This is a genomic window from Pseudomonas paralactis, assembly GCF_001439735.1.
GTDB classification, from domain to species: Bacteria; Pseudomonadota; Gammaproteobacteria; order Pseudomonadales; family Pseudomonadaceae; genus Aquipseudomonas; species Aquipseudomonas paralactis.
Genome location: NZ_JYLN01000010.1, coordinates 133,499 through 158,100, shown reverse-complemented (window position 1 = coordinate 158,100; position 24,602 = coordinate 133,499). Strand labels below are relative to the sequence as shown.

Here is a 24,602-nt window from a genome sequence, read left to right as displayed (position 1 = left end):
GAAGTGTAGGGAGTCCACGCAACACCCAATATAGGAGTGCTCCTAAAAACAACTAAGCCACTCAATATTCCAACCAATTAACGCCTCTTTCCCTCGGTGCAAACTTACGCCCTTCAACTTATGTTTTTTATTGGGCCGCTCATGACTTCGTCTATAGGAGTGGTCCTAAAAAGCTGGCTATCGATGCAACGTAGACTATTTAATAACTGGCTGCAGTCCAGTCATCCATCATGAGACTCAATTGACGCGCGACCGCCACCGTTGGCCAGCTCACTTCATCGTGCAACAACAACTCGACGTTTTCCGCACCCGCCGCAATCGCCGCCCAACCCACCGTTTTCGCAGCGCCCTGAAGCCGCTGCGCAGCCTGCATGGCAACCGAGCGGTCACGCAGGGCAACAGCGCTGAACAGACGGTTCATATCCGGGCGCAGCGCTTCCTGCGGCCCTTCCCGCTCATGCCCGCAGGCACCCTGCACCTGCGTCGCGGCTACCGGGACCTGATCGCACCACAGCTCAATCATTTGCTGCAATTTGTCCTGACGCACCGGCTTGCTCAGCACGCCGTCCAGGCCAGCCGCAAAACAGCGTTCAAGATAGGCATTGCCCGTCACCTGCGACATCGCAATGATTGGGCAATGCCCGCGCTGTTGTTGGTGCTCCACGTCGCGCAAAGGGCCGCTCAGGTTGAACGCCTGGTGCTCATCGATCAGTACCAGAGCAACCCGGTGCTCACTGAAGAGCGCCAGCGCCTCGTCATCATCGACCGCCAGCAGTACACCCAGGCCAAAACCTTGAAGCAGGGCTTTCACTGCTTGCTGATCGGCATACTCACCCTCCAACACCAGCACCCAGAATGAAACCTCTATAGGCGCTGCAACAGGATCTGCCGCCTGCACTGGCGACTCAAGCGCGCCAGCCCACTCGACGGGCAACCTCACTTCGACTTGGGTGCCGCTCCCCGGCACGCTGCTCAACGTCAGCTCGCCCTGCATCAGCTTCAGCAACCGGCGACAGATCACCAGCCCCAAACCGCTGCCGCCGCTGCGCTTGAATGACTGCCTGGCGCGGGCATAAGGCCGAAACAGCGCAGCTTGCGCCTGGTCGGACAAACCAATGCCGGTGTCGACCACGCGTATCAACGCCTGCGAAGTTGCCCCCGGCTGTGCGTCGGGCAGCAGCAGTTGCACCTCAACCCCGCCGTGCTCGGTGAACTTGATGGCGTTGGAAATCAGATTACGCAGCACCTGGGTCACTCGCTGGTCATCAAGCAGTGCTGAAACAACGGGACGTTGACCGGTCAATGTCAACGTCAGCCTCTTTTCCTCGGCATAGCCTCGGTAATCATCCACCTGCTGTTGCAGCAGTGACCACAGGTCCACCGGCTCAAGGTTGAGCCGCAATTGCCCGGCCTCCATTTTGGAGATATCCAGCACATCGTCTACCAGGCGCAGCAAGGTGTTGGCGCCGGTATTGGCCAAGCCCGTGAAGTGCCGCTGTTGTTCGTCCAGCGGTGTGTGCTCAAGCAGCTCAACCGCCGCCAGCACTGCGTTCATCGGCGAGCGGATTTCATGGCTCATGACCGCCAGGAACATCGCTTTCTCGCGCTCGCGCTGCACCGCGCGCCGTCGCTGCAACCGGCTTTGCCACACCAGGATGACAAGTAACAGCACAATGGCCAGTAACAGCCACAACTCACCCGCGTAATGTACAGCGATGGACCTGATGGTCGGGATATCCAGGTTCATGTCGGCAAACCAGGCGTCGAAGATCGCCTTGCGCTCATCGCCGGTGATCGAGGCCAATGCCTTCTCCAGGATCGACAGCAAGATTTCATCGCTGTCGCGCACCGCCATGCTGACACCCGTGTGCAATTGGGGCACCACGCCGGATATCTGCAATACGCCCTGGTACTGGCGGGAAAGATACGGGATCAACAACCACTCCGAAGCGATGGCGGCGTCTGCCTTGCCGTCCTTGACCATCGCCATCATGTCTACGGCGTTCTGCGCGGTGATGATCGTGACTCCCGGGGCCTCGTGGCGCAGGAATGCGCCATAGACTTCGCGTCCCAACATGACTAACCGTTTGTGAGCAAGCTGTTGCAGACCTGCCAGGGGCTGATCGCCGAAACGACTGACAAGGATCGTCGAACTGGTGTTGTAAGGCAGGGTGTAAAGCATCCCACGATCCTGGGCCGGGTCGTCGGAGCGGCGTCGAGTGGACAAGATGTCGACCTCACCGCTGATCAGCATATCCTTGCGTGCGCTGCGCGTGGTGGTCAGCACCGGTTGGAAATGCAGGCCGGTACGCAGGCCGATCAGCTTCAGGTATTTGGCCGACATGCCGCGCAGTTGGCCGCCGCTCATGTATTCGAAAGGCAGCAGGTCCTCGAACACACCCACACGCAGCACCGGATTGGCAGCGATCCAGACCACCTCCTGTTGCGTCAACGTCATGGGTGGCGAACTGGCGTACACGCCAACCGACGCCGCAAGGCACACTAACGCCAGTACCAGCAGCAGGCGCCGCATCAGCGTGCCGTCCGTTGCACACGTGTCGCCGGCAGGACGTCGAGCACTGTATCGCCGCTCAAAGCGGCCCAATGCTGCAGCAACGGTTGCAAGGCCTGGGCGTGCACCGCCCCCCACTCATGTTCGCCATACAGCAGACGCTCCATGTATTCAGCGGCCTGCGCCAGTGCCGACCATTCCATGATCAACGCCGCGCCGTGCAATCGATGAGCCACGTGCTGCGCCGATGCGCGATCACACAAGGCGACGGCTTTGACCAGGTTTGCCAGGTCGCCGGCCATTTCACGGTTGATTGAGGCTAGATCCAGCAAAGGCGCCATCAAGCTGGTGCTCGGCGCAGCCAGCTTGACCCCACACCAGCGCTCAATGACCTCGGATAACTGCCCAAGGCGTATGGGCTTGCTCAACGTCGCGTCCATGCCCGCCTCGATACAGCGTTGCAGATGACGGTCGCCGGTCAGGGCAGAGATGGCGATAATCGGGCTGCGTGCGCGCCCCAATTGTATTTCCAGGGCACGTAATCTGCGCACCAGCCCATAGCCATCCTCATCGGGCAAATCGCAGTCCATCAGCACCAGGTCATAGACGGTTTCCCTGAACAGGAGCCAGGCTTGCGCAGCGTCGGCAGCAATCACTGGCTGACAGTCAAACGCGCTGATCTGCGCGCGCAATACCTCCTGGTTGGCATAAGTATCTTCCACCACCAGAATCTGCAGCCCGCTGGTGGTTGGCTGGGTTGAGGGGGCAGCTTGCGCCAGCAAGACAGGTGCTTGCTCGCCGATGCTCACCGGTAAGTGGATAGTCACTGTGGTGCCCGTGCCCTGCTCGCTGGTCAGCGTCAATGTTCCGTGCATCAAATCCACCAACTGTCGACAAATCATCAGGCCCAACCCGGTACCCCCTGTGCGCCTGGAAGACTCGCGGGCCTGGGCATAGGGCTGAAACAGGGCGGCCTGCATTGCCTCTGAAATGCCGACGCCACTGTCGCGAACTTCAATCTGCAATTGCGGGCTGCCGTCCGGTAAAGTCGCCAACGCCACATCAATGTCGACACTGCCCGTGTCGGTAAACTTGATGGCATTGGAAATCAGGTTATGGAAGATCTGCGTGAGCCGGGAGCTGTCGAGCAGCAACAGGGGCAGTTGCGCCTGAATATGGCTGTTCAAGCTCAGGTTTTTTTCTCGCGCACGCAGTCGATGCAGGCCAATTACGCCTTGAACCAATGCCGACACGTCGATTGCCTCAAAGGCCAGCCCGGGCAGTTTGGCGACCGAGCCGGGCCTGTCCAGCACATCATCGAGCAGGCGCGCCAGGGCGTTGACGCCACTGTTGGCCAAATTGGCCAAATGGCGCTGCTGCTGGTTGAGCCGGGTGTGCCCAAGCAACTCCATCGCTGCCAGCACGGCGTTCATCGGTGAGCGGATTTCATGCCCCATCACGGCCAGGAACATGGTTTTTTCCTGCTCACCAAGTACGGCCAGGTGCCGCTGGCGCTGGCCGCGATACACCAGAGCGCACAGGCTGACCAACACCAGCGTGCCAAGGATCAGCACATGCGAATAATGGGCGGCGATACTCGGCAATGAAGGGATATTAAGGTTCAGGTCCTGGTACCAACGCCCATACAGCGTGTTGCGTTGCTCGACGCTGATGGAGGCGAACACCTTTTCAAGGATTGAATACAGCATGACCTGGTCTGTACGGGTCGCGATGCTCACATCCAGCACCTGGCTGCCGAGCACACCGGATACTTCCAGAATGCCCTGGAACCGCTGGTACAGATAAGGCGTTAGAAACATGGCTGACGCGATTGCCGCGTCGGCGCTGCCGTTTTCAACGCGGGTCAGTATCTCCAGGGCCGAAGCGCTTTTTTTGAGATTTGCCTTCACCCCCCTTCGGCGGAATATTTGCTCGTAGTACGTCACATCCGGTATCGCTACGGTCTTGCCCTGCAATTGGTCAATATCGAAGACGTCGGGGCTATCAACACGCGTGACAATGATCGGTGAGGTCGATTCGTAAGTCAGCGTTTGAAGCTCCTTGGTGGTGGGTTCAGACCGGAAGCGCAAATAGGAGGACAGCAGGTCCACCTGTCCCCCCAGCAACATGTCTTCGCGTTCTGCCGGTGTCTTCCCGGGCAGGTAAGTGAACTGAAGGCCCGTCGCGGCTGTGACAACTTGCAAATACTCCGATGACCGCCCGTGCAATACCCCCGCGTCCATGTATTCGAAAGGAATCAGATCCTCAACCACCCCGACCCGTAATACCGGATGCGTCTGGATCCATTGCTTTTGCTCTGCACTCAGCTCGACCGGACCGGCCCTTACACCAGGCACCAGCATTATCAGCAAGCTCCATAACGCCACGGCGCACAGCCCCGTTTTCATGGTGTGCCGATGATCTTGTTAAGCTTGAACAGCTCATTGTTGGACGTCACCCCGAGCTTGCGGAATGCAGAGGTTTTTTGCGTGCTGATGGTTTTGATGCTGCGATTGAATTTCTCGGCAATTTCACTCACGGTCATGCCTGCCAGATAACAGCGAATGACTTCCTGCTCACGGCTGGTCAGCTCCGCCAACGCCAACGCGTCCCGCTCCTGCGCGGGGCTTGCACTTTTCTCACCTGTGACCGTTTCCGCCAGGCGATACGTCATGTCGGTGTTCAAATACACCGCACCCGCTGCGACTTTGCGAATCGCCTTCACCAACTGGCTCATGTCTTCGCCCTTACCCACGAAACCACGGGCCCCGACCCGCATGGCGAGGCCCACTGTCGCCGGATCATGATGGCTGGACAAGATCAGGATATAGCAGTTGGGAAATTTGACGCGTAAAGCGCGGATCAGTGATACACCGTCCAACTCATTGGGATTAAGGGAGAAATCCAGAATTAGTAAATCTGCCGGTGCCGTAACAAGGCCTACAATTAAGTCGCGGCTTTTTTCATAAATGCCAACCACTTCAAAGTTCGCCTCGGCTGCCAACGTATTGGCAAGGCCATGTCGAACGACCGCGTGGTCATCCAATAACGCAATGCGTATGGTTTTCATCGTGATCGTACCCTCTCGGTCCGGCGCGCACCGCACCGTCGAAATACAGGGATAACTCATCGATACAACGTCTAATACGCACATGAGTATATGCAATAACCGCAAAATGACACGCGCACAGCAGATGAATTCGTGCCGCTCAAACCCCTTCGATAATATGCCTGATCCTGAATAACTCATTGTTCGACATCACCCCCAACTTGCGAAATGCGGCGGCTTTTTGCGAACTGATGGTTTTGATACTGCGGTGGAATTTTTCGGCGATTTCCGTGATGGTCATGCCGGCCAGGTAACACCGGATCACCTCCTGCTCGCGCGCAGAAAGGCTGACAAAGCGCAGGGCTTCATCCCGGCCTTTGCCCTCACCGTCGTAGCTCACGGCGGTCGCTTCCGCCACGCGGTAGGCCATGTCCGGGCTCAAGTACACCGCGCCCGAGGCCACCAGGCGGACTGCGCAGATCAACTGCTCCATGTCTTCGCCCTTGCCCAGAAACCCGCGTGCGCCCACCCGTAAAGCCAGAATTGCCGTCGCCGCATCGTGGTGCGTCGAAAAGATCAGGATCCGGCAGGTTGGAAACTTCACGCGCAGCGCGCGAATCAATGAAATACCATCCAGCTCGCAGGGGCCGAGCACAAAATCGAGCAGCAATATCTCAGCCGGTTCGGTCACCAGCCCTGCCATCAGATCACGGCTACGGCTATACACGCCGACCACTTCAAAGTCCGGTTCCTGTACCAGTCGACTGACTAAGCCATGTCGTACAATTGCATGATCATCCAGCAAAGCAATATGTAAACGTTTCATAGATCAAGGAACACTCTTTATAACGAGCAAAAAGACGAGAAGAGCAACTTTATCGATGGTTAATTAGTTCTCGACTTCTCAAGCGCAACGTTCGCCAGCCGAGCGACTATGCCTCGGCAGCAGGACATTCAACAGCACTGAACAATTGAAAAATCAGACGATGCGAAACTTAATGCAATTGCACTCGGATGAATATCGGAATGCTCTTAAAAGCGTACGATGTACTCACCAACGCGGCGCCAAAGATGACTCAGCCAGCCGATGTAGTGGCGCTGTTCTGTTGGATCACAAAGTTCAGGAAGGCATCGATTTCCATCGGCCGCGCCAAGGCGTAGCCTTGTCCAATTCGGCAGCCCAAACGGTGCAGCAACGGGATGGTCGACTCATCCTCGATCCCCTCCGCCACCAGGCTCAGGTTGAGCAGTCGCGCCCAGTTGACGATGCCGGCGATGACATTGCGTGACGAGGAATGCTGTTCGACTCCCCGGACGAACGAGCCATCGATTTTCATCTCATCAAACGACAGGTTTGCCAGTAAGGCGAAGGTTGCCGCCCCGGTACCGAAATCGTCCATCGACACCTGAAAGCCCTTGGCCCGAATAGCGGTCAACGAGGCCGACAGGTACAACTCATTGGGTTCGGAGACGTCTTCGGTCAGCTCGATCTTGAGCAGGCGATTGGGCAGCTCAGCCTGCCGCATTCTGGCTGCCAGGCGACCGGCGAAGTTGGGCGTACAAATCGTCTTGGCCGAAGCATTTACGGCAATGGGAATCTGGATGTTCGCGCGCTTGAGCGACAGCATGACCTTGATCGTCCACATCTCCACCAGGCTGAACAACAGCAAATCCAGGCCCAGGCGGTTGACCAAAGGCATGAGTACCGAAGGCGGTACTTCACCAAAGCGCGGGTGCTTCCAGCGCACCAACGCTTCGGCGCCAACAATGCGCCGGCTGAGCAACTCGAACTGCGGTTGAAACACAAAGCGCAGCCCATCGCCGGTCGTCAACGCATGGATCACTTCATCTTCGGCCAGGGCATCGAAGGTATTTTTGCGTAAGGAGGGGTCGGGTTGCACACGGGTCAGTACCGTGGCGCGCAGGGCATCACCCAAGTCCAGGGTGCCGCCTTCACGCACGATCTCAACGAAAATCCCCGCCGCCCTCGCCAAACGGGCGTGGGACTCCAGAGCGCTGACGGCGACCCCACCCATGTACTTGATCCAGAGTGGCTTGCCCGGCTTTTCATGCGCAAACGTACGCGCACTGTCTATGGCCCCACCCGGCGTGCCCAGCGTGGTTTCGCCCATCCAGAAAATGCCTGGAAACTGAGCCAGTTTCCCTGACTCGTGACGCGCCTTGAGCACGCTCGGCAACATCAGGCCATCGCCGCATTCAGGGCGAATTTCACACACGATGACGTCGACCGGAGAATCCTCCAGCCACGCTTGCAGCGCGTCCAGAGATTCGACGTTGGCCAGAGGCAGCACGCCCAAGCCGCTCAAGGCGGATGCAAGCCGATGTGCGCACGCCGCATCGGATGCCAACGTGATTACACGTAACGCGCTGAACTCGTTGGGCACGGCGACATTTAGGATCATGACAAGGAATTTCCCGAGACTGTTTCTTCAGGGAAAAAGCTTATCAGCGGCAAAAAAGAAACAAATAGGACTGGGACTAAAAGCCAAGGTGCAGCTGCCAAGCGGCGCTTGCCTATTGGCGATCAGCTAACGGTGTGACGCCTTGTTCAGGAACCTTTTCTTGAATACACAATCTGTGCATCTCCCTTGCGACCAAATTTGAGAACTACGCGCGTGATTCTGAGAAAAGCCTTCCTGTGCCTTTTACTGCTAAGCGCCGGCTTCATCGCTGGCTATGCGGCCAAACCCACCGCGCAGTTGGAAGTGACGGCAGGCCAACTCATGGAGTGTGGTGACCTGATGATTCCGACGCTGGGGATGTGAGCATCCTTGTAGGAGCGAGCTTGCTCGCGAAAAACGTCAACGATAACGCGTGTTTCCTGATTGAACGCGGCGCCTGGGAGTTTTTCGCGAGCAAGCTCGCTCCTACAACGGCGATGTAGGTCAGAGGCTACCTATGCCTGACCATTGGTGTGCAGGGAAAATCCGTTGCGTCCCGCAGCCTTGGCTGAGTAAAGCGCCTGATCAGCCGCCTCGATCAATCCGAGCGCCGGCTTCAGGCGCGAACCCGTACCGGTCGCAATGCCGATACTCACACTGACGTAACCGAACGGGCTGCCTGGGTGCGTGATGTTTTCGTGCTGCAGCGACTCAAGGATCCGTTGCGCTACCACCACTGCGCCTTCGCTGTCGGTGCCGGGCATGATGATCGCCATTTCCTCCCCGCCATAACGCGCCACCAGGTCTGACGGCCGCCGCGCGCACCGTTCCAATAGCCTGCTGACCCTCTGCAAGCAGGTGTCGCCGACCACATGGCCGAAGGCATCGTTGTAGCGCTTGAAATGGTCGATATCGATCATCAGCAATGCCAGCGACGTGCCCTCGCGCTGCGCCCGGCGCGCTTCCAGAGCCAGCGTTTCATCGAAACAACGGCGGTTCGCCAGGCCGGTCAACGCATCCTTCATCGCCAGAAACGCCAATTGGCGATTGGAATCGAGCAACTGTTGCTGGGCGACGCGCAGGGCCTCTTCCGCTTCGGTTCGCCGGCGAATATCCAGGATCAGGAACCAGCCAATCAAACCGGTCAGCCCCAGCAACCCCACCACCACGACCGCTGACAGCGCCGCCTCAATGCGCCACGCCGCAAGGGCTTCATGCTTGCCCAGCGCGACGGTGGTAATCAGCGGCAGGGTTTCGCTTTTACGAAAGGCATACAGCCGCTCAACGCCATCCAGGCTGGACGTGTGCGCGGTGGTGCCGAAAGGTTGATCGACATACTTGGCATAGATAGGCGACTTGGAGAAATTGCGCCCCATGTCCTGTTCTCGGAATGGATAGCGCACCAGCAACGTGCCGTCGGTGTAGGACAAGCCGATAGCCCCCTCCTGGCCAACATCGAGCTTGCCGAACACGCGCAGAAAGTTTTCCACCCCCAGCGTCACCGCGACCACCCCGGCAAAATTGCCCGATGCATCATTGAAACGGCGGCTGACGGTGACCACCCATTCCTGATTGGCCCGGCTCTGAATCGGTGGGCCTATGAACGGCTCAGGGCTCGGGTCGTCGCGATGATGAATGAAATAGGCGCGATCGCTGCTGTTGGCGCCCTCTGGGATCCGCCGGTTGGAAGACATCAGCCAGCCACCCTGACGGTCATACACCGTGATGCCGCTGAGCTGCGGCATCAGCGGCTGCTGGCGGGTGATCAGCGCATGGATACGCTCGATTTGCGCCGGGCCGCTGCCTTCGGTTTCCAGGCGCTCAACCAGGCCCAGCAACAACAGCGCGCTCTGCCGGACGATACCTTCGGTATAGGTATTGAGCGCCTGGGTCAGGTTCAAACCATGCACATCCACCTCCGCCAGCGCGCGCTCACGCGAAGACAGAACCTTCCAGATCGTCAACGAGGTCAGGGAACAACCAATCACCAACAATAAAAGCATCACAAGGCGGGTATCGCGCTTCACGTCAGCACCTTAAGGAAGTCCGGTTTCCAGTCCAGCCATCATTCGAACGTCGGCACTTACAGAGGCCACCGGTTTCTGGGCGCAAGCATACAAGCAGTCTGCGTTGGCCGCCACGCAGTAGCGCATTCCCCTCGGCGTGCGAGCACGCAGGGAAACAATTACACCGGAAACTGCGCCCTGATCAGCGTCCCACCCTCCGCCAGGTTGCTTGCAGTAATGGCCCCGCCATGGGCCTGGCAGATCGCGCGGGCGATGGACAAGCCTAGCCCGCTGCCACCCGAGTAACGCGCTCGGGAGCGCTCTGCCCGCCAGAAACGATCAAACACGCTGTCCAGGTGTTGCGCTTCGATACCCGGCCCTCGGTCACCGACCTCAATCACCACCAAACCGTGAACCCGGCGCGCCGTAATATTCAGCTGGCCTCCCCCGGCCGCATAGCGCAGCAGGTTATCCAGCAGAATGTTGAGCACCTGGCCCAGACGATCGCGATCAGCCTGGAGACGAACCCCCTCGGCAATACTGACCTGCGTACGCACGCCGGCCTCATCCAATTGCGGCTGGAACCACGCAAGCCGCTCCGCCACCAGGGCCGCCAGAGAAAACTCGCTGCACTCCAGCACCAGCCGGCCAGCACGAGCCATCGACAACAGGTGCAAGTCATCCACCAGTTTTCTGAGTTGATCGAGCTGACGCTTGACCATGCCCAACTGTGTGGCATCGCTGGGGAATACCTCATCGAGCATACCCTGCACGCGACCCATGGCGGCGTTCAAGGGTGTGCGCAGTTCGTGGGCAATGACCGCGCTGGATTCACGCACATCGCGCTCATAGCGCTCCAGTTGCGTGGTCATGCTGTTGAAGTCGCTGACCAGCCGTTGCAGCTCGTCGGGGGCGTCGCGGTGCACCGGCAGGCGCGTCAGGAAATCACCACCGGCGACTCGCCGGGCGCCCTGGGCAATCGCCGAGAACTGGCTGGACAAGGGCCGCGAAAACCACAGGCCGAAACCAATGATGATAGGGATCGCGGCCAGCACCAGGCCGATCAGTATCAGCCAGTCGCGATTGGCGATAGCCGGCTGGAAATAGTCCAGCGGATAGTACTGGGCAACCACTTGACGCAAGCGTGCCTCATTGAGCTCTGGCTCAGCGCGCAACGCCAGCAGCTCCTCACGCGGCCCCGGCGGCAGATGCTGCACAAAATACCAGTCCGACAGTGTGACGTTGATCCACATACACACCGAGATCACCACCACCGCGCCGATCGCCAGCAGGCTCATGCGCAGGCCGATCCAGCGCCACATGGGTTTGTCGTTGACCCGCGGTTGCTTGAGCATCTGATTTACCTGAACCGATAGCCGATGGAGCGCACCGTGACCAGTACGCCGGTGATGCCATGGGTTTCCAGCTTGCGACGCAGGTTGTGCACGTGGGTGTCGACGACGCGGGCCAGGGCTTCGCTTTCCGGCAGGCAGATTTCCAGCAGCTCATCGCGGGTGAAGGCCTTGGACGGCGTCTTGAGCAACGTCACCAGCAGCTTGAATTCCGTTGGGGTCAGGTCCAGCCATTGCGGGGGTGCTTCGCCCTGCTCAATGGCCGCGGTAAACGCAACCAGATCCACCCGCAGGTTTTCATGGCGCAGCAGGTGTTCCAACGGTTGGTTGCCGGTGGTGCGCCGCAACACCGCGTGCACCCGCGCCACCACTTCGCGCGGGCTGTAGGGTTTGACCACATAGTCGTCCGCGCCATAACGCAAGGCACCGAGCTTTTCCGGTTCGTCGCCCATGGCCGTGACCATGATCACCGGCGTGTCACTGCTGCGGCGCACGGCCGACAACACCTCGGTGCCACTCAAACGCGGCAGCATCACGTCGAGCAGGATCAGGTCAGGCTGCCAGCTTTTGTGCAGGTCCAGACCGCGCTGGCCATCTTCGGCCAGGGCCACCTCATAGCCATCGCGGCGCAAGTAGGCTTCGAGAATGTTAGCGCTGTCGGCGTCGTCTTCGACGATGAGGATACGTTTTCCTGACACAAAGAAGCCTCTTGATGAAACCTTGATAATTTACGAACCGTTTATTGAAAGTGCGCTGCCAGTATCGCCCTACGCCCGCTTTCGCGAGCCGATCCTATGCCGACTGCTGCATCGCTGTCCAAGCCTATCAACGGGTCTGAACAGCTCGATCAGAGGGAGGCGTTGTGTCGCGCGTCGGCGGGCGCACTGCTGTCTTCTTTTGCACATAGGGCTTGACCATGAACTTCACCACCTCCCCTACCCACAACGTTCTGTTGGGCGCCTTCACGCTGCTGTGCTGCGCGCTCGCGCCCCAGGCTCAGGCGACCGACGCCAGCCCGGCAGCCGATGAAACCACCGTTACCTTGGGCCTTGGCATGGGTGTCACGCCTCGCTACATGGGCTCCGACCGCTATCGCCCGCTCGTACTGCCGATGCTCAGCATTCAGCACGGAGCGTGGTTTGCCGACACCACCCGTGGCGTGGGCCTGCAATTTCAATCCGACAGTGGTTTTAGCGCCAGCGCGGCGATCAATTACGACCTGGGCCGCAAAGAGAAGAACAGCACCACCAGCCCGGGCGGCGACGAGCTCAGAGGTATGGGCGATATCAACGGCGCAACCGTCGCCGACTTTACCCTCAGCCAACAACTGCTTGACTGGCTATCGGTCAACGGCGAAGCCGAACTGCGCATGGCCGGCGAGCACCGAGGCAACCGTTACCGCTTTGGTCTGGAAGGCATCCTGATGCACACGGACCGCGACACCCTGAGCCTGGCCATCGACGCCCATGCTGGCGATAGCCGCTACAACCAGACGTTCTTCGGGGTCACCCAGGCCCAGAGCCAACGCTCGATCTACAGCAAATACACCGCCGACGCCGGGATCTATGCCTACTCCGCTGCCTTGAACTGGCAGCACACCTTCGACGCGCACTGGTCAACGCTGGCCAGCCTGACGCTGACTCAATACGCCGATCAGGCCAGCGACAGCCCGCTGGTAAGACGCGAAGGCTCAGGCCTGGGCCTGTTTGCAATCAACTACACCTTCTGACCCCAAGCCCCCAGGCAAGGGTCAGTTGGACTCTGCCTGGGGCAGTTTCCGGTCCTGTGCGAATGGCTTTTCAGACCGCGCAAGGTTTACCCATCAGGACGAACACACGATGATCCGTTTGAAGCACCTGTCCAAAAGAGCCGTGCTGCTCGGCGCGCTATTGATGAGTATCGGCAGTCAAGCCTCCCCCACCCTGCATACCGAAGCGTTCGTGCATCCCGGCCTGCTCCAGACCCAGGAAGACTTCACGCGTATACGCGAGAAACTGGCCAACTATAACCAGCCATGGCTGGCCGGCTGGCAGAAGCTGATCGCCAACCCACATGCCTCATTGGCCTGGCAGCCCAGTCCGGTGCCTCGCACTTCAGGCGGCCCGAACAACGACAGCGCGCTGCTTAACGACGCAGCCGCCGCGTATGCACTGGCGCTGCGCTGGCAGATCTCCAACGACCCGGCGTATGCCGACAAGGCCGTGAGCATTTTGAACCGGGCCGCGACCTTCACCGCGATCAAAGGCAAGCCCGGCAAAGCCTTGGCGGCAGGCTTGTACGGTTACCAACTGGCCAACGCGGCCGAACTGCTGCGCAGCTATCGGAAGTGGCAGCCGGCAGACTTTCAGCGGTTTCAAAGCATGATGCTCACGGTCTTCTACCCCATCAATCATGACTTCCTGACGCACCACGACGGCGCCCCGCCTGATCACCATGGGGCCAGCCACGACCTGGCCCACATGAACTCGATGTTGGCCATCGGCGTACTGACCGATCGCCGCGACCTTTACAACGAGGCTGTCGACTACTTCAAGCACGGCACCGGTAATGGCGCCATCGAACACGCGGTGTGGAAGCTCTACGACGATGGCCTGGGCCAAGTCCAGGAAAGCGGGCGGGATCAGGCACACGCCATGCTCGACATCGGCCTGCTCGGCAGCTTCTGCCAAATGGCCTGGAGCCAGGGCGACGACCTGTTCGGCTACCAGGACAACCGCGTGCTGCAAGGCGCCGAGTATGTGGCCAAGTACAACCTGGGCCAGGACGTGCCGTTTACTCCGGTTAACCACCGCACGCTCAAACAGGCGGTCATCTCGGCTGAACATCGAGGTGAAACCCGCCCGATATGGGAACTGCTCTACAACCACTACGCCGTGCGAAAGGGCCTCAACGCGCCGTACGTGCAAGCCATGGCAAATAACGTTCAGGTGGAAGGGGGTGGCGGGGATTATGGTGCCGACAGCGCAGGCTACGACCAGCTGGGGTATGGGACGTTGCTTTATTCGTTGGGGGAATATGGTTTGTCGCAGACGCAGCTGATGCCTTAGCGGTTTACCACCGAAGCTGCACTGCGCATGACACAACGTCGTTCCTGCATTTCAATTGCCGGGACTGTATGAAAACTGTGAACCTCGCCAGGCGCGGCAAAGGACCGAAGCCACGCGGGCTGCCTTCCAACACGCGTGAGCCTTTGCTGCGCAGCTTGCGCAGGCGCAGGGCTGTCGCCATGAGCGTTGCGAATCAGGGCGAATCGCCGTTCAGGCCAACAGGTCTCTCTTTTCGGCGTCCCAGCAGTGCGATCAGGTACGCGACGGAGTCGGCGTTGTTGAGCACCGTAAGAATGCGCTTTAGCGGATCGATACGGAAAATTCGCCGAGCATCGACAAGGGTTCGGGCGCCGGTAATGGTGAGCAGCCTGTCGAGCACGTGCTGTGTCGACGTGCCCTGGGCTGGGTCTGTTTTGAGCCCGGTTGCAACATCGACAACCTGAAACAACTCATGGGTCGGGGTATTGAGCGACAGTCTTAAAAGATGGCGGTTTTCCAGGGCGACTCGAGTGCTCCTGCCTTCAGGGGTCTGGGGATCAATCAGGTCATGAAAGGGATGGGTTGAATGCACGTAAGCCAAGTCCAGCGTTGCACATACATGATGAGTGATTTCGTGAATGAGGGTAGTCGCACGGGCATGGACGCTGACATAGAACGGTTTTATCAACAAATGACTGTATTTCAGACCCGGGGTGAAAAACACGTCGCTCAAATACACCCGTTCAAGGGGATCGGGCACAATCGTAAAGGCCATCAACGTAAGTGCGTCCTCAAGAACCGGCATCCGCGAACGGCCAATGACAAATCGCGTTGAGTCCGAGGAGGTCAGTGAGGGCTCCATCAACGCGCTGCAGACCTTATCGACGACCTCCTGAATTTTTCCAGGTGTTCGGCCTCAAGTGTCTGCAGACCGAAAAACGTTTTGATGTGTTTGACGAGCTCAGGTGCAGCAAGGGGTGTTTGTGCGAGCAGGCGCACATTGTCCTGGGCGTTCTTTGCATAAAACGTCGCCAAGGCAAGTGCATCGGTGATGACCCAGGATTCCCGAGTGTAAAGCGCTCGAATCTCGCGCATCCCGCTGGCCAATATATTCATACTGGAGCGCGCAATAGGATCGGAGTAGAAGCGGTTGGTCAATCGTGCAATTGTCCGTCGCCCTGTCAGCAATGGGCCAGCGCTACTGAGCATCCACTGTTCGAGAGTATTGCGGTGCACCACAGGGCCGGCTTCTCCATCACCGGTGATGCGCCAACTCAGGCCGTGCTTGATGACTTGGAATACTTTCCCTGCCACCGCCGCGTAGTAGTGGTTGGAGGCCGATAGGTAAAGGTTGAGTGAGGTGTCTTTAGTCAGGCTGGCCAAGCTCGTATCAAGAACTTCGAAACGCTGGAGCCGGGTGCGGGAAGCCGCGGTAATGTCCAATGCGGGCCAGGACACAGAGGTCACAGGAGTGGAAGGCGGCGCAATCGGCTCGGGTGCCGGGGGTATGCCGCCCTCTGATACGGCAGGCATGGAATCGCGCAAAGCGGCCAGCACCGCGACACCCCCGATGAAATGCCCCATTGCCTCATGCCATTGGTGGCTTTGCAGTTCTTCGGCAGAAGCCCTGAACAGCTTATAGCTCTGCCAGACCATCAAGGGATAGGCCAGTTTACCGGCAAAAAATACAATGGCCTCCTGCACACCCTCAGAGAACACGGCCTTGGCCGTATCCCAGCCAGTGCCTGCATCAGCCACTTTTTGGCAGCCCAGCAGCGTTGTCAGCAGCTCGGCATTGTCAGTGAATAACTGTTTGAACAAAGGCGCGTTGATGGGGTTGCTTGCCAGCTGGAGGGCCGTGCTGGCCCGGGGTTGCTCCAGTGCGCTTGTCAGTGCTGCGCGGTCAACGGCCGGCACTACCTGCCGAACCCAACGCTGTAAGGCTCCGCCGGCTGTCAACTCGGCACGCAGTGCAGCCTCAACGCTATATTCCTTGAGGGTGTAGCCAGGACTGTAGGGAGCATAAAGGACTTGAGGCCCCTCTGCAGGTGAGGTGGGACCGATCAGGTAAGCCCCGGGGACCTTGATCGTTTTCTTCCCTGTATCGACCACCAGTTCCAAAGGGCGGATCATGGCCTTGGCGCCCACCACTGTCGCACGGGCGGTCGCATCGGGCATGTCCATGACCTGTTGAATGAGCCCGAAGGCTGCCGGTGAAAGCTGGCCTTGCAACGTCATGCTGTGAGCGTATTGCATCAGTTGCCACGGCAGTTGCTTGGCGAATCGCGCAAAGCGTTGCTCAAAGTCCGGGCTGGCAGGGCCCAGGAAGGATTTGATGTACGTTTGGTAAGCCGCGTTGATGTTCAGCGCCTGTATCCGCGTTTTCAGCGTCTGCGCATCCAGCGTGGATGGCAACGGCGTTGTACCGGTACTGGCGAAGAGGGGCACCTGCTCTTTCCAATAGGTTTGATGGCTCAAGGCATAGTCCAGCAGCGACTGGTTGCGGGCAGGCGTACTGCCCTGCGCCGGTAGCCCGACTTCAACTTCGTCAGGTGTGACGCTCCCCTGATCGTCAAGGTCCCTGAGCAAAGTGCTGAGTTTCTTGTACGTGAACTGAGCCAGTGAGTCGATACCGTGCAGGTAATCCTGATTGTCGGTGACATTGTTTCGATACTGCTCCAACAACTCGGCATACAGCTGTTGATCGACAGCGCTGGCGTTGCCCAACCATTGCAAACCCTGTTGCAGGATCATGGCCCGGACCATGTCCAAGGCACGCTGCACGTTGGTGGGCGCCAGGTTTTGTGTGGCTTGAACCTGCCACAGCTTACGCAACTGATCGACCGACAGCTTCATGGACAGGATTTGGGCCAGTTCACGGTCTTTTTGTTGAGCACAGGTTCGTTGCAAGTGCTCGACGAGGTTGTCTTCGATCAGTTCAAGGGAACTGAGTGCATAGTTTGGCTGTGAATCCCAGTTCGGTTGCACCAGGTCCACCAGGAAAGTCTGTCGTTCGTCCGGGACTGCCAGGCGTCGATCCATCTCTGCTTTGAAATCATTCAATGAGTGGAAACTTTCCAGGCCCCACGCGGGCGTCCACAGCAGCGTACGGCCGGAATATCGAGGATCAAGCCCGCCCCGCTCGGTCAGCACAAAACAGTTATTGAGTCGCAGTGGGGTATTCTGCCCAGTCGGTACGACCCGCAAAGAAAACGCATCAGGGCGGAACCCATTGACGCTAAGGCGTAAGTCTCTGGCGTAAATTCCCAATACGCTTGAGAACACTTCGTAGTCGAGGGGCAATACAGCGTTGTTCCAAAGCCTGACTTGCACTTCCCCCGTCAAGCCCATCTCCATCGCTTTTCTCAGCAAGGGCTGCATGTTGGGGTACAGGCTGTGGGTTCTACGCATGTACTGTTTAAACCCGCCGACTGCACTGTTGATCAGCGTGTTGAAGGCGGTGGCGTCCATGCCTGAGACTTTAGTGGCGGGTTTGCCAGGAGCGGTTGAGTAGACGTAAGTGTTCAGTGGATCGATGAGTGGGCTCGCTTCGCCACATAAACGCGTCAGAAAATAGTCGACCATACTGCTCGATGACAGCAGTTCAGGCTTGCCAGTGTCATTCAAAGGGTTGCTGTATTGGCGTATTGAGAGGCACGCAGCCTGCAGGTGCTGCTGCTTGATAGCGTGCAACCTGGTGTTCAGATAGGTGACGGCGGAACCCTCAAGCGAAGGGCGAAACGATAGGTGTTGTGCGATTTCGGCGGTGACGTTTTCGAGTAAATGCACAGTTGTGCGCATTGCAGAAAGCGTGGGTGGAATCCTGGGTTCAGTCGCCGTCGCAGTCCAGGTCTCTGCCAACTGGGTACTCCAGCGCCCCATGGGTTCAAAGGTCAGTAATGTTGGATCAATCATGCGGCGTACATCCAACACATGATCAACCAGAGCATCCAGGTCCATCGTGCCCTGGCTCAGGCGATACTGATCAAGGGCGTATTCAAGATTGCGACCTTGTTTTTCAATGATGCTCTCCATGATGTTTTGGAAAATAACCCCGGTGATCGGGGCTGTGGTGACATCGCAGTCAAGCAGATCGATTTCGTTATAGCGTTCCGGCCGGGACAGATGGTGTCTCCAGGCATCGGCGTGCTGCCGGGGGTTGAGGCTATCGAGAATGTGGGTTTTCAGGGCACCCAGCTCGGTAAACGATTGCAGGCCTTGATCAGGGGTATAGAGCAGCCAGGGCGCGCCATCGGCGCTTTCGTTACTGCTGATGATGAGTGTGCCTGCCAACTCGGCGGGGGACTGTTCAGGCTCACTCAGCAGTGCTTTTTCAACATCAACAGCGCGAGCACGCGTTGTCAGGGGGAGCGCGGCCTTGAGCGGCAATGCCTGTAGTTGCAGACGCTGCTCAACCGTAATCTTGGTTTGCTGCTGTTGGTCCAGTACCACCGTGAAAAAGGCATTGGCCATGGCCTTGGTAAAAAGTTGTAGCCGTGAGAATCCGAAGACCGTCGGCAGCGCCCAAAATGTCTTGGGCCGTTGCTTCATATGGGCTTTCAAGCCCTGGGCCAAGCCCTGGACGGATACATCCCAACGCAACTGTTCATCAGCCTGCTGAGAAGACAGAGGGGAATCAGAAATGCGTTGGGGGTTGTCGTAGCGCCGGGTTTCACCGACAGGCCAACCATTGGCAACAAAATACCGGAGGACGGTTTCGCTCAAGGTGCGGGTGGCTGTGTGTCGCAGCGCTGGTGTATCAGCGTTGCCTGATTCGCTGGACGCTTCGATGACGTAACTGTGCACCAGGATTTGGCGCTGATCGACACCCGTGAAAGACAGCGCCAACTCAGTGCAAATGTACTCATCCAGCAGAACAGCAAAACTGGGCAGCTTAAGCAGTTCCTCGCGCATCAGGCGGGCATTTTCAAGCAAGTTGCCGGAAAGGGTCGTTTGTTGTGCTTCGAACACAGCGCCGGCCACGGTATGTGAGGTAACAGTCACAGTCGCAGTGGGCGCCAGGGCCGCTTGCTGGGAGATGGAAAGGTAATCAAGCAACGCTTGACGCTGCGACGGGTCTTTGAGCCGCGTACCTAGTTGCGTCTTGAGCGTTTCATGGCTTTCCAGTTTTTCCAGGCCACGAGCTGGCGTATAGAGAAAAACCCCACCTTCCGGGGCGGGGCTCATGACGAATGCGCCGGCCAGCTCAATAGCTGGTTGGCCGAGCATGTTCAGTTGCAGGGTTTGAACGTGCATCGGTGCATGTTGTGCCCGCCGCAGCGCATCGGTGGCCAAATAGACCGAGTCGAGCCAATCAAGGTCCTTGAGGGTAAAGTTGCGCGTGCGTTGGCGCTCGCTTAGCTGTGTACGATCGGTTTGGGTTTCACTGAAAAAATACGGTGGGTTGTCAGTGACCATTGAATGCTCTCCATGCCGGATTGGCTGCCGAGGTGGGCAGCCACTAGTGATCTGAGAGAATCACTCTGGCGTTTCAAGTTTCAGCCAAGGGACTACATATGCACCTGCGCTTCATGCCCCAGCGAAATGCTCGACGCATCGTTCGCCTTCACCCCGAAAAAGCGCAAGTGAGCTCAACAGCGTACCGGTATCCCCCTCGGAGATGAACGCGTCCCGCAAAGCTTTCCCGGTCTCTGGGTTGAACAGGCCATCACGCTCAAACCGTTCAAAAGCCTGGCGGGCCAGGACACCCGACCACTGGTAGGAATACATCCTGGCCGCGTAGCTACTCATCGGTTGTTCGAAGCTGTTGATCGGGCGGGAGCCGTCAGGCCACTGCAAATGCCCGACTTCAACGTTGGCCTGGGTGAAAACCTCATGGGCTGTACGTCCGTCGCCATAGGTACGGTGCAGCTCGAAGTCGACGAGACCCGTCAGCAAAATACTGGCTGTTTCCCGGCCGGTCTGGGTGTGAACAAATCGGCTCATTTGATTGGCCATAGTGTCTGGCAAAGGGTCTCCCGTCTGGAAATGGCCGGATAGCCAGGTCAGGAACGACGGAGTAAAGCAAAACTGCTCCAGCAGTTGGCCGAAGAATTCGCCCGCGTCATGGCTTAACTGGTCCATACCGGAAATCGCCCGATAGGGGGCGGCGGTCAACAGGTGTTGCAGGCAGTGGCCGAACTCATGGAATAAGACCCTCAACTGCAGATGATCCAGCAAGCAAGGCTGGGTCACTGCAGGTCGTGGCAACTTGCTGCGTAGCACTGCTATGGGCCGTTGTGGACGCCCCTCGACCGTCATCCGGTGGCTGCGCAAGCCCGAGGCGACGCCGATCGCGCCGCCCGCCACGCGACGATAAGGGTCAATAAACAAGTGTCCGACGGGCTCGGCGTACTCCCTGAGTTCAAATACCCGCACGTCCGGGTGCCAGGTATCAACAGTGGTTTGTTCGATCAGCTCAACGCCGAACAACGTTTTGGTGAACGTGCACAATCGTTGCAGCACCGTCTCCAACGCAAAGTAGTTGCGCACCGCGTCCTGGGAGACACCCGCTACATCCTGGCGAATTTTTTCCGCGAAATAGTCGTAATCCCAGGGTTCCAGCGCATCGATCCCACGCAGGGCGGCATAGCGTTGCAGTTGTTGTGCCTCATGAGCCAATGTCGTGCGTGCCTGATCAATCTGTTGATGCACAAACGCAGTGACCTCATCAGTGGTCTGGGCCATTTGTTCGACCAGCGCCAGTTCGGCGAAATTGGCATAGCCCAGCAATTGTGCTTTCTGGTGACGGCTGTCGAGCAACACGGTCAGAACCAGTTCATTGTCGGTGGCAATGGCGTCAGGACCGGTACCCACGGCACGGCTGTAGTAAGCCATCATCATTTCCTGGCGCAAGGCTCGATGGTCGGCGTAGCTCATCACCTCCTGAAAGGACTGCTCGCAAAGCGTTAATAACCAGCCGTCCAGGCCTGCGTCACGAGCCGCGACCTCCATACGTGCCAGGGCCGCGCCAGGCAGCCCGCGAAGCAGCGCCTTGTCTTGAATATGCTTACGCCATGCGTCGCTGGAGTCTTTCACACGGCGCAAGAACTCTTGACTGAATTCATCGATTTGCAGGTTTAGTGCTTTCAGCCGTCGCTGCTTATCAGGCGAAAGATCAAGGCCGGCCAAATGGTATTTGCGCAGTATTTTACGCAATGCACTGTGGCGCTGTTGATTGAAAAGGGCTGCGATCGGGCTGGCGGCAAGTTGTCGGTGAAGTTGGTACAGGTCAGTGTTTGTGGCCAGCTCGGCGCTGTACTGCATTGCAAGCTCATGACTGCGGTGTGATGCCAGCCTCCATGCCGCCCCTTGGGGAAGGGCGTCAAGCACCTCGATGATTTTGAGAACGCCATCCAGGCGAGCCTCCAGCTTCTCTACTGCTTGCACCAGGTCGTCCCAAGTGGGGAATAACGCCTGGCTGGCAATGATCGTGGCGGTGCTGTCGCGGCTGTCAGCGATGATCCGCTCAACAGCGGGCACCAAATGTTCTGCTCGGATGGCTGAGAACGGTGGCAAGTCGTAGGGCTGTAGCAGTGGGTTGCTTTCAGGCATGGAGTCACTCTTTAAAGGTAGCTGTCGAAGCAGCCAGCCTAGGGAGTGAATCATCGTTGGATGGGATAGATAGGTATGGGTAATAGTCTGGTCGGCAGGCTAACTCAATCAACATCAAACCTTGAGCCCCCGCCTTTGCGGGGGCTCTAGAGAAGGTCGAGGCGGTTTGAAAATCCGAATCAAAGGTGCAACGCGGGCTTGGACTCGCGAACGCCATGCACAGAAGGGACCCGAACACGCAGCGCAATCAGCACCGCAGCCAGCAGCATCAGCACCGCTGCCGCTATGAATACGCCCGCGCTGCCACCGAGGCTGAACACTGCACCGCCAGCGGCGGCGCCCGTGGCGATGGCGGACTGCACAGAGGCCACCACCATCCCCCCGGCGCTTTCCGCCTGATCAGGTACCGCGCTGGCGACCCAGTTCGACCACGCCACCGGCACACCGCCAAAGGCCAAGCCCCAGATTGCCAGCAGTACCGCCTGCCCCGGCAACGAGGGCGGCAACAGCACCAACGCCAGTGCTGCAACCCCGACCAGCACAGGCATTAACACCAGAGTGGCCAGCGGGTGACGCTCCAGCAGCTTGCCGGCCAACAGTGTGCCGACGAAGTTCGCCACCCCGAAGCCCAGCAACATCAGCGACAGCCCTTGCGGGCCGATGCCGGTAGTGCCTTCAAGGAATGGCCGAACATAGGTGAACATCGCGAAGTGGCCGCTATGTACCAGCACACAACCGAACATCCCCATGGCGATGCCCGGGCGCTGTAACACTTCGAAAACGGTGCGCAGACGTGCCGGCCGGCGCGGCGCAAGGCGCGGCAAAGTCAATGACTGAAACGCCAGGGTCACCATACCGACCGCCGCCGCTGCAAAGAACGCACTGCGCCAGCCGTATAGCCCGCCCAGATAGCTGCCCAGCGGTACTGCAACGACCGTCCCGATGGCAATCCCACTGAAAATGATCGACAGCGCCCGAGGCAACAAAGCACTCGGCACCAAGCGCATCGCCACCGCCGCAGCCATGCTCCAGAACCCGCCAAGGGCAATCCCCAGCAAGATGCGCATCAACAGCAGCACCGCGAAGCTGGAGGAAACGGCGACCAGAAGATTGGAGGCAACCATCAACGTGGAAAACCCCAGCAACACCCAACGTCGGTCGATGCTGCGGGTCAGGCCTGGCACCAACAAACCGGCAAACAACGCTACCACTGCTGTCACCGTTACCGCCTGGCCAGCCAATGCTTCGGACACGCCCAGATCAGTCGCCATCAGTGTTAACAAACTGGCCGGAAGGTACTCCGCGGTCAGTAATCCGAACACTCCCATTGCCAGCGAGAAGACGGCCATCCACGCGGGGACCGCAGGCTCTGCATCCGAGAAGGCGTCGGGATGGCGGTTGGATACGGCATTACACACACAGTCAGTCATTACAGGGATCTCCCAATCATCATGGCGACCCGCAGTCTAGGCGCGCGAATCTGGATGATCTATGATCCAAAATCTCTCATTTTTGACTAAAACACCTGAACAATGTCTGCAGAACAGTTTGCTCTTGCCTCGGATCTCATCAACGAGCTGTTGCGCGGCATGCGCCTGCGTGGCGTCGAATACCGGCGTATACAAACCAGTCCGAGTTTCGGTTTGGGCTTCGCTGAAAAACCTGGGCATGCCTGGTTCCACTTCATGGCCGTCGGTAATGCGGTCCTGCGAATGGAGGACGGCACCACCTACGCGCTGTCTGCCGGCAACGCCGTGTTCATCTCCCACGGCGCGGCCCATCAACTGTATTCCCATGCAGACGTTCCCGTTCAGGACATCGACCGCCTAGACGGCGTCCCCCTCGGTGACACCGTGAGCGCGGTGCACACCGGAACCGATGCCAGCCCAACGCCGAGCACCATTTTGTTCAGTGGTTGTATGGAGTTTGAACTGGGCAGCATCCATGGCCTCGGCAAACTGATGCCGGGCCTGATGTTGATTGATGCCGACGGCCAGCGCTACCCTGGACTGGTGCCTATTCTGACCACCATGGAGCGCGAAGTCAGCGCCGCACGTGTGGGCTTCGCCGGTATCCTCGCGCGGTTGGCCGACGTGGTGGCCGCCATGATCGTTCGCGGCTGGGTGGAGTGTGCCTGCGGGAATGCCTCTGGCCTGGTCGCCGCTTTACGCGATCCACGCTTGGCCGGTGCACTGCTAGCGCTCCATCAACAACCGGGCCGCGACTGGACCGTTGCGCAATTGGCAGCGCAATGCAACACCTCACGCTCGGCCTTCGCGGACCGCTTCCAGGTGACGATTGGCATGACACCGCTGCGCTATGTCACCGAACTGCGAATGCGGCTCGCAAGCCAGTGGCTGACCCTCGAAAGGCTGCCGATCGAAGAGGTAGCACAGCGCTTGGGCTATACATCCCAGGCCGCTTTCAGTCGCGCATTCAAGCGTATTACGGGCAAGACACCGGGGTTAAGTCGCAAGGTGAGACAGCCCGCTGTTACTTGAAGCTGAGCGCACGTAGTCGACAGTCTGTGCCTCTGAATCATTTAACGCCCGTTACGTCGAGGAATGAGTCACGGCAGTGCACAACCGACTAAAGGACTGTCATGTATGACAGTAGACGCCTGCAACGCCTCATCTGAGAATGAACGCCACGCGGCGAGAATCCCCAGCCTCTGATACTGGGCCAGCACGTTTGCCGCCAG

At 58.6% G+C, this 24,602-nt stretch carries 16 protein-coding genes; 4 read left to right on the top strand and 12 right to left on the bottom strand.

Translation table 11 applies throughout. The features are described from left to right. Positions 1 to 199: 199 nt before the first annotated feature. The 5 genes from TX23_RS22620 to TX23_RS22600 form a co-directional block, all read right to left on the bottom strand. A complete protein-coding gene (locus tag TX23_RS22620) occupies positions 200 to 2,533 on the bottom strand; it encodes an ATP-binding protein (RefSeq protein WP_082629690.1) in 2,334 nt (777 codons plus the stop codon). Beyond that, positions 2,533 to 4,875: an ATP-binding protein gene (locus TX23_RS22615; protein WP_244885977.1), complete on the bottom strand. Its 2,343-nt coding sequence runs from the start codon at positions 4,873 to 4,875 to the stop codon at positions 2,533 to 2,535. The genes TX23_RS22620 and TX23_RS22615 overlap by 1 nt, the downstream gene beginning before the upstream one ends. Positions 4,876 to 4,916: 41 nt before the next feature. Further along, positions 4,917 to 5,582, bottom strand: coding sequence for a response regulator transcription factor (locus TX23_RS22610; protein WP_057704101.1), 666 nt, complete (start codon positions 5,580 to 5,582; stop codon positions 4,917 to 4,919). A gap of 139 nt (positions 5,583 to 5,721) precedes the next feature. Further along, positions 5,722 to 6,387 carry a response regulator transcription factor gene (locus TX23_RS22605; protein WP_057704100.1) on the bottom strand — a complete coding sequence of 222 codons (666 nt, stop codon included), beginning with the start codon at positions 6,385 to 6,387 and terminating at the stop codon, positions 5,722 to 5,724. Positions 6,388 to 6,637: 250 nt separating this feature from the next. Then, positions 6,638 to 7,984, bottom strand: coding sequence for an EAL domain-containing protein (locus tag TX23_RS22600; RefSeq protein ID WP_057704099.1), 1,347 nt, complete (start codon positions 7,982 to 7,984; stop codon positions 6,638 to 6,640). A gap of 213 nt (positions 7,985 to 8,197) precedes the next feature. Here TX23_RS22600 and TX23_RS28215 point away from each other — a divergent pair, with 213 nt between their 5' ends. Beyond that, positions 8,198 to 8,347: a hypothetical protein gene (locus TX23_RS28215; RefSeq protein WP_167346950.1), complete on the top strand. Its 150-nt coding sequence runs from the start codon at positions 8,198 to 8,200 to the stop codon at positions 8,345 to 8,347. Positions 8,348 to 8,478: 131 nt separating this feature from the next. Here TX23_RS28215 and TX23_RS22595 read toward each other — a convergent pair whose 3' ends face one another. From TX23_RS22595 to TX23_RS22585, 3 genes are all read right to left on the bottom strand, one after another. Further along, on the bottom strand, positions 8,479 to 9,990 hold the full coding sequence (locus tag TX23_RS22595; protein WP_057704098.1) for a sensor domain-containing diguanylate cyclase: 1,512 nt from the start codon (positions 9,988 to 9,990) through the stop codon (positions 8,479 to 8,481). A gap of 158 nt (positions 9,991 to 10,148) precedes the next feature. Continuing rightward, complete coding sequence (locus TX23_RS22590; protein WP_057704097.1) at positions 10,149 to 11,324, bottom strand: sensor histidine kinase; 1,176 nt, start codon at positions 11,322 to 11,324, stop codon at positions 10,149 to 10,151. A 5-nt stretch (positions 11,325 to 11,329) separates the two neighbouring features. Next, positions 11,330 to 12,019: a response regulator gene (locus TX23_RS22585; protein ID WP_057704096.1), complete on the bottom strand. Its 690-nt coding sequence runs from the start codon at positions 12,017 to 12,019 to the stop codon at positions 11,330 to 11,332. Positions 12,020 to 12,237: 218 nt separating this feature from the next. On the opposite strand from TX23_RS22585, the gene TX23_RS22580 reads away from it, so the two are divergent. Together TX23_RS22580 and TX23_RS22575 are read left to right on the top strand one after the other, a co-directional pair. Continuing rightward, complete coding sequence (locus TX23_RS22580; RefSeq protein WP_057704095.1) at positions 12,238 to 13,050, top strand: MipA/OmpV family protein; 813 nt, start codon at positions 12,238 to 12,240, stop codon at positions 13,048 to 13,050. A 109-nt stretch (positions 13,051 to 13,159) separates the two neighbouring features. Continuing rightward, entirely contained in the window at positions 13,160 to 14,368 is a 1,209-nt protein-coding gene (locus tag TX23_RS22575) for an alginate lyase family protein (RefSeq protein WP_057704094.1), read from the top strand. Positions 14,369 to 14,561: 193 nt separating this feature from the next. Here TX23_RS22575 and TX23_RS22570 read toward each other — a convergent pair whose 3' ends face one another. The 4 genes from TX23_RS22570 to TX23_RS22555 form a co-directional block, all read right to left on the bottom strand. Further along, positions 14,562 to 15,209, bottom strand: coding sequence for a hypothetical protein (locus TX23_RS22570; RefSeq protein WP_057704093.1), 648 nt, complete (start codon positions 15,207 to 15,209; stop codon positions 14,562 to 14,564). Continuing rightward, the gene (locus TX23_RS22565; RefSeq protein WP_057704092.1) at positions 15,209 to 19,765 is read right to left on the bottom strand and encodes a dermonecrotic toxin domain-containing protein; all 4,557 of its coding nucleotides are present in this window, start codon (positions 19,763 to 19,765) and stop codon (positions 15,209 to 15,211) included. The genes TX23_RS22570 and TX23_RS22565 overlap by 1 nt, the downstream gene beginning before the upstream one ends. A gap of 111 nt (positions 19,766 to 19,876) precedes the next feature. Beyond that, complete coding sequence (locus tag TX23_RS22560; protein WP_057704091.1) at positions 19,877 to 21,901, bottom strand: M3 family metallopeptidase; 2,025 nt, start codon at positions 21,899 to 21,901, stop codon at positions 19,877 to 19,879. A 179-nt stretch (positions 21,902 to 22,080) separates the two neighbouring features. After that, positions 22,081 to 23,331, bottom strand: a complete 1,251-nt coding sequence (locus tag TX23_RS22555; RefSeq protein WP_034135300.1) for an MFS transporter — start codon at positions 23,329 to 23,331, stop codon at positions 22,081 to 22,083. 102 nt (positions 23,332 to 23,433) lie between these two features. Here TX23_RS22555 and TX23_RS22550 point away from each other — a divergent pair, with 102 nt between their 5' ends. Next, positions 23,434 to 24,402: an AraC family transcriptional regulator gene (locus TX23_RS22550; protein ID WP_057704090.1), complete on the top strand. Its 969-nt coding sequence runs from the start codon at positions 23,434 to 23,436 to the stop codon at positions 24,400 to 24,402. Positions 24,403 to 24,602: the final 200 nt, after the last annotated feature.

Excerpts from the sequence above, each read along its gene's own strand:
- TX23_RS22620 (WP_082629690.1), bottom strand. The coding sequence starts at position 2,533 with ATGCGGCGCCTGCTGCTGGTACTGGCGTTAGTGTGCCTTGCGGCGTCG.
- TX23_RS22615 (WP_244885977.1), bottom strand. The coding sequence starts at position 4,875 with ATGCTGGTGCCTGGTGTAAGGGCCGGTCCGGTCGAGCTGAGTGCAGAG.
- TX23_RS22610 (WP_057704101.1), bottom strand. The coding sequence starts at position 5,582 with ATGAAAACCATACGCATTGCGTTATTGGATGACCACGCGGTCGTTCGA.
- TX23_RS22605 (WP_057704100.1), bottom strand. The coding sequence starts at position 6,387 with ATGAAACGTTTACATATTGCTTTGCTGGATGATCATGCAATTGTACGA.
- TX23_RS22600 (WP_057704099.1), bottom strand. The coding sequence starts at position 7,984 with ATGATCCTAAATGTCGCCGTGCCCAACGAGTTCAGCGCGTTACGTGTA.
- TX23_RS22590 (WP_057704097.1), bottom strand. The coding sequence starts at position 11,324 with ATGCTCAAGCAACCGCGGGTCAACGACAAACCCATGTGGCGCTGGATC.
- TX23_RS22580 (WP_057704095.1), top strand. The coding sequence starts at position 12,238 with ATGAACTTCACCACCTCCCCTACCCACAACGTTCTGTTGGGCGCCTTC.
- TX23_RS22575 (WP_057704094.1), top strand. The coding sequence starts at position 13,160 with ATGATCCGTTTGAAGCACCTGTCCAAAAGAGCCGTGCTGCTCGGCGCG.
- TX23_RS22570 (WP_057704093.1), bottom strand. The coding sequence starts at position 15,209 with ATGGAGCCCTCACTGACCTCCTCGGACTCAACGCGATTTGTCATTGGC.
- TX23_RS22565 (WP_057704092.1), bottom strand. The coding sequence starts at position 19,765 with ATGGTCACTGACAACCCACCGTATTTTTTCAGTGAAACCCAAACCGAT.
- TX23_RS22560 (WP_057704091.1), bottom strand. The coding sequence starts at position 21,901 with ATGCCTGAAAGCAACCCACTGCTACAGCCCTACGACTTGCCACCGTTC.
- TX23_RS22555 (WP_034135300.1), bottom strand. The coding sequence starts at position 23,331 with ATGACTGACTGTGTGTGTAATGCCGTATCCAACCGCCATCCCGACGCC.
- TX23_RS22550 (WP_057704090.1), top strand. The coding sequence starts at position 23,434 with ATGTCTGCAGAACAGTTTGCTCTTGCCTCGGATCTCATCAACGAGCTG.